This is a genomic window from Clostridium tarantellae (assembly GCF_009295725.1).
Classification (GTDB): Bacteria; Bacillota; Clostridia; order Clostridiales; family Clostridiaceae; genus Sarcina; species Sarcina tarantellae.
In genome coordinates this window covers 1-2,462 of record NZ_WHJC01000399.1, presented here as the reverse complement: position 1 = coordinate 2,462, position 2,462 = coordinate 1, and the positions used below count along the sequence as shown (strand labels likewise).

2 protein-coding genes are annotated in these 2,462 nt (G+C 26.0%); both read right to left on the bottom strand.

Annotation, left to right across the window (positions count from 1 at the left end):
* Positions 1–577, bottom strand: a 577-nt coding sequence (locus tag GBZ86_RS14940; RefSeq protein ID WP_207707466.1) for a hypothetical protein, incomplete at its 3' end; no start/stop codon positions are given.
* 188 nt (positions 578–765) lie between these two features.
* Complete coding sequence (locus GBZ86_RS14935) at positions 766–2,127, bottom strand: 2-hydroxycarboxylate transporter family protein (RefSeq protein ID WP_152891969.1); 1,362 nt, start codon at positions 2,125–2,127, stop codon at positions 766–768.
* Between the last annotated feature and the right edge of the window lie 335 nt (positions 2,128–2,462).

Sequence of the window (2,462 nt, the reverse complement as noted above, 5' to 3'; positions counted from 1 at the left end):
GATTTAATATTATATTAACTAGATTTAAATCTTTATCATCTATAAAAATAATTCTTTTTGCATCTTTATTTAAATTCAAAAAATTTCTTAATCTTTCTTTATTTATAGATTTTGATAATATTTTTTTATTTTTTAAATGAGTTTCTTTAATAAAATTGCTTCTAGTATTAAACTTTTTATACCATTCTTTGGATACAATTATTCCTCCAATATTATATAAATATTTTAACATTTTTATGTCATTTTCCCCCATATTAAAAAATCTATATCCATTCACATTTTCTCCAAATTCTTTCAATACATAATACTTTCCTTGTATATATTTTGCTAACATCCAATAATTATCTATTTTTTCATCTGTATGAGCCAAAATACAATGTTTTTCATTATGAGAAATAAAGTTCCAATGATCTGAAATTCTTAAACTTCCCTCTGGTTTATAATCCCAAGTTATACCAGGCATGTTATAACAACTAGAACTATATGGACTTTTATTTATATAATGAAATTTTTTTATTTCATTTAACACTTCTTTAGGTGTTATTTTTCCCTTTTGTGGTACTAATATCATTTTCATTTATTTATTTTTCTTTATAAAGCTATATATTATTTACTTAAACATAGTTTTATAACTTCTCCTTAGTTTAATTTATTATCTATAGTATATGTAAAAAAACAAATTAAAAACCTCTGTTTAACTACTATAAAAATTATAGTTACACAGAGGCTTTCACTTATATTTTAATATTTATTTTTTAATTTATATTATATTAAAAATCTCATTAGTGCTAAAGCAAAAGTTACTGTTGCGGCTCCACCAAGTCTAGTTGAAACTTGTGCAAAAGGCATAAGTTCTAATCTATTTCCAGCTGTAAGTATAGCTACGTCACCAGTACCACCTTGTCCACTATTACAAGCTGTAACCATAGCTGCTTCAATAGGATTCATATTCATCCACTTACCTACAAAGAATCCAACTACTACTACAGTAAGTACAGTACAGAATATAGTAATTAAATAAGCTGGATTTGTTATAACAGCCACTAATCTTTGCCAAGGAGTCATAGCTACTCCAACTCCAAGTAATAATGGCACTGTTATTGCTGTAACAGTAAATTTAAATACTGCATATCCACCCTCTTCTATATCTTTAGGAATTATTCCAAGCATTTTTGATAATACAGCAGCTAATAACATTACTATTGGTGCCGGAAGACCTATAGCATCGTTTACATAAACGCCAACTAAGTATAATACTAATGCTAATATACCTGCTTTAGTCATTTGACCAATATCTATTTTCAATTCTCTCTTTTGTTTTGCAAGTTTTATTATTTCATCATCTTCTCCTGATTTTAACAATGAACCATTTCCTGAAAATTGTGGTTTTTTGTCACCTAAATGCTTTAATAAACCAGATAATATAATAGCTGTTAAACTTCCTAACATAACAACTGGTAATATTTGTCCAAATAATCCTTCTTGTCCTTGTCCTAAAAGAGCCGCATATCCCATTGATAAAGGTAGTGCACCTTCCCCAACTCCGCCAGCCATTATAGGTACTACAATAAAGAAATATGTTTTGTATGCTCCTATACCAAGCAATGTTCCTACTCCAACTCCTACTAATGAAGCACAAACTGCTCCACTTACTAAAGGAACAAACATTTTTGCAAAAGCTTTAATAAGAACTTGTCTATTCATACTGCATATACTGCCAACTACAATACATGCTATAAATACATATAAAAAATTAGTTGATTTCATAAAGAATTTTACTGATTCAACTGCTTGTGTTGGAATTAAATGTGCATATACCATGTAAGATGGTAAAAAGGTTGCAAAGATAACTTTCCCTCCTATATCTTTTAATATAGGTATTCTTTGCCCAATTTCAGAACAAGTAAATCCATATAAAATCATTATTGCTCCAGCACCTAACATATCCTTAGGATACTTTCCTTCAGCTAATAAAGCTATTACAACTAATAATAATGGAATATATATTCCTAATGGAATTATTCCAATTTTAAAGCTAAAAAATTTTTTCAACTTGTATAAACCATTATTTTTCTTTACAGTTTCTTCATTTTCAACCACTTGTTTTTTATTAACACTTATAGCCATATTATTATATCCTCCTTAGTTTTTTCTAAATTATCGTTTTCAAAAAGTGTTGAATTTTTTAAATTTTCTGTATATTCCCATATTAAACCTCCTATAAATAAATGTCAACATTTGTTTATAGTTTTAACATTTGTTATTTTTTATATATAATAACTTATTTAAAATCATATGTAATTTACTTTTTTTATTTATTTTCTTTAAAATTAATACATAATTTTAAACATTTGTTATTTTTTAAAACTTTTGTAGGATTATTTTCGTATATCAACTTGAAAATTTATACAAAAAATATTATAATTAATCTGCATTTATTTACTTAATTTAAAATATATTAG